Here is a 3,744-nt window from a genome sequence, read left to right as displayed (position 1 = left end):
TTCTGGATTTATACGCCAAAGATGAATTATAAATATGAGATCTTTTCCTGCCATGAAGTAGGAGCAGTGAGCAATACCTATCAGATATCTTTTGCTAAAGATAAAGATTTCCAGGATTATCTGGATGAAGCTGTGGAGCATTCGGTAGTGAAAAGCACAGCAAAGGTTACAGCAAAAGACCATATAGTAACTCTTTCAACCTGTACCGGAAATGAAGCAACCAGGTTTGTGGTGCAAGGGGTACTTGTGGATTCTATTAAAGTGAAATAATTTTAACAATCAAAGTTATCGTTATTCAAAGATATGGAAACAATAAGTGAAGGAGGAATGGAAATGGATAAAACAGAGCAATTAAAACAAATGATTGCAGAAAGCCGGAATGTTGTGTTTTTCGGAGGAGCGGGAGTCTCTACAGAAAGTGGGATTCCAGATTTTCGAAGTGTAGACGGTCTGTATAATCAGCAATATGACTATCCGCCGGAAACGATATTAAGCCATACCTTCTTTATGAGGGATCCAAAAGAGTTCTATCGTTTTTACCAGAATAAAATGCTTTGTCTGGATGCGAAGCCAAACACTGCCCACCGGAAACTGGCACAGTGGGAAGAAGAAGGAAAGCTAAAGGCAGTCATAACCCAGAACATTGACGGTCTGCATCAGAAAGCCGGAAGCAAAGAGGTTCTGGAGCTGCATGGCAGTGTCCATAGGAATTACTGTATGAAATGCAAAAAACCTTATGATGCCGGGTATATGCTGGAATCCAAAGGAATACCTTCCTGTGAATGCGGCGGTATTATAAAACCGGATGTGGTGTTGTACGAAGAGGGACTGGATGAGCAGATAATGTCCAGGGCAATATCCTATATTGCCAAGGCGGATGTGCTCATTGTAGGCGGTACGTCTCTGGCAGTGTATCCCGCAGCAGGTCTGATTGATTATTACAGAGGGAATAAACTGGTTTTAGTGAATAAAACAACAACTCCAATGGATCATAATGCGGACTTACTTGTGCAGGGAAGCATCGGGGAAATATTTGCAGCGATATAAGGAGGCAAAAATATGGTTTATGAAGTTGGCGATATCGTAAAATTAAAAAAGCAGCATCCATGTGGCAGCAATGATTGGGAAATCCTTAGGGTAGGCGCTGATTTTCGCCTGAAATGCATGGGGTGCGGACATCAGATCATGATTGCCAGGAAGCTGGTTGAGAAAAATACTAAGGGACTTCAGAAGAAAATTTAAGGTTGAAAATGAAATACAAAGTTATCTGTTGTTCAAAATCAAAAAACAGGAATGAGCCAAATTTATTCAGTGAGTTCGCTGAATAAATTTGACACATTCCTATCATAAGCTGGTACGCATATCTTAATATAGAAATCCTCAGAAAAACACATCTTAAAAACTTCCTTTATGAAACACAGTACAATAGTTTCCTTCCCTGGTCCTGCATTTCGAACAGTGCAGACATCTGGCAGGAGTCATATCTCCGTCTTTCCAACGTTTTATCAGGTTAGGCTCGGTAAGCAGTGCCCGGCAAAAACCAAAACCGGCAATACGGCTGTTCTGGAGCCAGTCCAATGTTTTGTCAAAATGAGAAACGCCTCCCGTTACCAATACGGGAATGTTAACTTCTTCTGCAATTACTTTAGCGTATTCTATAAAATATCCGCCTCTTGTCAGAGGATAGCCGTCGAAGATCTGACCGGACATACTGTTCGCTTTCCCATGTATATTTCCGGATACTTCAATGGCATCAAATCCCATGTCCTCCAGTTCCCTGCAGATTGGAAGTACTTCTTTAAATGTCAGTCCGCCTTCAAAGAAATCAGAGCAGGTAATTTTAATTAAGATCGGAAAATCTTCTCCGGCTGCCTGACGGATTCCAGTATATATTTCACGTATAATACGTATTCGGTTTGTAATACTGCCGCCATATTCATCCGATCGGTTATTGTAATAAGGGCTTAAGAATTGATTTAACAGGTAAGAGTGTCCACCGTGTATCTGGACAGCATCAAAACCGCTTTCCTTAACCCGCAGAGCGGCTTGTACATATGCCTCTGTTACATAGTGAATATCTTCTTTTGTCATTGGAATCCCAACGGTACCGGTGGATTTCTCAGCGATATCGCCTGGAGCAAAAATCCTTCGGCTGTTTGTCTGATAGGTGGTTTTTGTGCCGCCATATGCCAGCTGCATCATAATTTTGGCACCATACTTATGTACGGATTTCGTTAAAGCCTGATACTCAGGAATAAAGCTGTCATTGTAAATCCCCATCATTCTTTCATTTGGCTGTTCTTCTTCCAAAATGCGGGCATATCCGGTGCAAATTAACCCAACTTCATTTTTGGCGAGTTCCGTATATATTTTCTTTTGTTTATTAGTGATGTGTCCTTGGTCGTCAGATAGAGCCTCCCAAGTAGCACTGCGCAGAAAACGGTTCCTGCACACCATAGAATTTATCTTAAGAGGTTCAAATAGCTGTTTCATGTTATCAACTCCTATCAACATAAAAATATATTACATTTAAATTGTAGACCCAAAAGGCTAAAAAAGCAAGAATTCATTCTGAAAAAGTACACGGACCTGTATTCATGAGTGTTGTATCTTTAACTCTGATCGTATCAGGCGGACTATAGTCAGATAAAAGAAAAATAGTAAAAGTATCACGGCTGCAAAGCAAAGGGTAAATTGTAAAACAAAGATATCCATTTCAGCCAAAATACCTTTTATCAGGCTTATGGGCTGTAAGATATCCCAGCTGTTAAAGCGGAGAAATCTTCCCAGATAGACACCGAATCCGCTCAGAAGAGAAACGGCTGCTATGCAGATCCAGGATATAAAATGTGAAGTAAATGATGCCGTCATATTTAAAAACAAACGAAGAGATTCCAATCCAAGAATAACTCCGTAGATACAACCAATCCCTATAGTAAACATTTTAAACCAAGCAAAAATATCCGTATTATATACGGTTCTACCTTTCTCTGACAGTTCTCCTGCTTTTTCTATCCATACCAGGCTGTCATTAGAAATATGGATAAAATCGGTAATGATATAGATAGAATTTGGGAAAAATAACAGCCAGGATAAAGAGAAAAGAGCAGCCCATAACTTCATTTTCCTGTTATAAAAATATATAGAAATTCCAATAAAAAACAGCGGCAAGGCAGCCAGTAAAACATTCCAGCCCAGCATTAAATATAATGTATGTGGGAATTTCAGGTACATCAATAAGCAGATGCACCAGTACAGGATCACAGGGTAGATGATAATATGATAGTTTTTTAAAGTTTTTAGCATGATCCGTTTCTCCTTTCAGACAAGCTCTAGAGCGTGTTTGAAAATTGCTACACATTGGTCATTTTAACCAAATTAATATTGAAGCGATACACAAAAATCCCAGATAGGTGAATGCAAGTTTGTCATAGCGGGTGGCAATTCTACGAAATGCCTTTAGCTTTAAAAAGAGTTTTTCTATCAGATGCCGCTCTTTATATAGCCACCAATCGCAATGACGTTCAAACTTTGCTCCCTTTCTTGATGGAATTGTTGGTTCACCACCTTGCTCATAGATATAGTCAATCAGTTTATCACTGTCATATCCACGATCAGCAAGTATGTTACTTCCTTTTAAATTTACATGTTTCAATAAGGGAATCGCGAAATTAATATCGTTGCGTTGTCCTTCACTGATCATGAAATACACTGGATTTCCATAAGCATCCACAATGGCGTGTA

The 3,744-nt window shown here is 39.6% G+C and carries 5 protein-coding genes and 1 pseudogene; 3 read left to right on the top strand and 3 right to left on the bottom strand.

The window, feature by feature from the left end:
* From RHS_RS26995 to RHS_RS26985, 3 genes and pseudogenes are all read left to right on the top strand, one after another.
* A pseudogene (locus RHS_RS26995) lies at positions 1–270 on the top strand (SrtB family sortase); the annotation flags it as partial.
* A 63-nt stretch (positions 271–333) separates the two neighbouring features.
* On the top strand, positions 334–1,047 hold the full coding sequence (locus tag RHS_RS26990) for an NAD-dependent protein deacylase (RefSeq protein WP_027295281.1): 714 nt from the start codon (positions 334–336) through the stop codon (positions 1,045–1,047).
* A gap of 12 nt (positions 1,048–1,059) precedes the next feature.
* Positions 1,060–1,242: a DUF951 domain-containing protein gene (locus RHS_RS26985; protein WP_047834921.1), complete on the top strand. Its 183-nt coding sequence runs from the start codon at positions 1,060–1,062 to the stop codon at positions 1,240–1,242.
* A gap of 153 nt (positions 1,243–1,395) precedes the next feature.
* Here the strand turns inward: RHS_RS26985 and RHS_RS26980 are convergent, their stop codons facing one another.
* The 3 genes from RHS_RS26980 to RHS_RS26970 all read right to left on the bottom strand — a co-directional run.
* Positions 1,396–2,493: an NADH:flavin oxidoreductase gene (locus RHS_RS26980; protein ID WP_044296951.1), complete on the bottom strand. Its 1,098-nt coding sequence runs from the start codon at positions 2,491–2,493 to the stop codon at positions 1,396–1,398.
* 102 nt (positions 2,494–2,595) lie between these two features.
* The gene (locus RHS_RS26975) at positions 2,596–3,306 is read right to left on the bottom strand and encodes a DUF1361 domain-containing protein (RefSeq protein WP_027295278.1); all 711 of its coding nucleotides are present in this window, start codon (positions 3,304–3,306) and stop codon (positions 2,596–2,598) included.
* Between the two features lie 58 nt (positions 3,307–3,364).
* A partial coding sequence (locus tag RHS_RS26970) for an IS5 family transposase (protein WP_047834920.1) occupies positions 3,365–3,744 on the bottom strand: 380 nt, incomplete at its 5' end.

The sequence above is a fragment of the Robinsoniella sp. RHS genome (assembly GCF_001029355.1).
Classification (GTDB): Bacteria; Bacillota; Clostridia; order Lachnospirales; family Lachnospiraceae; genus Robinsoniella; species Robinsoniella peoriensis.
Note: the sequence above shows the minus strand (reverse complement) of the source record. Positions and strands in the feature narration are given on the sequence as shown.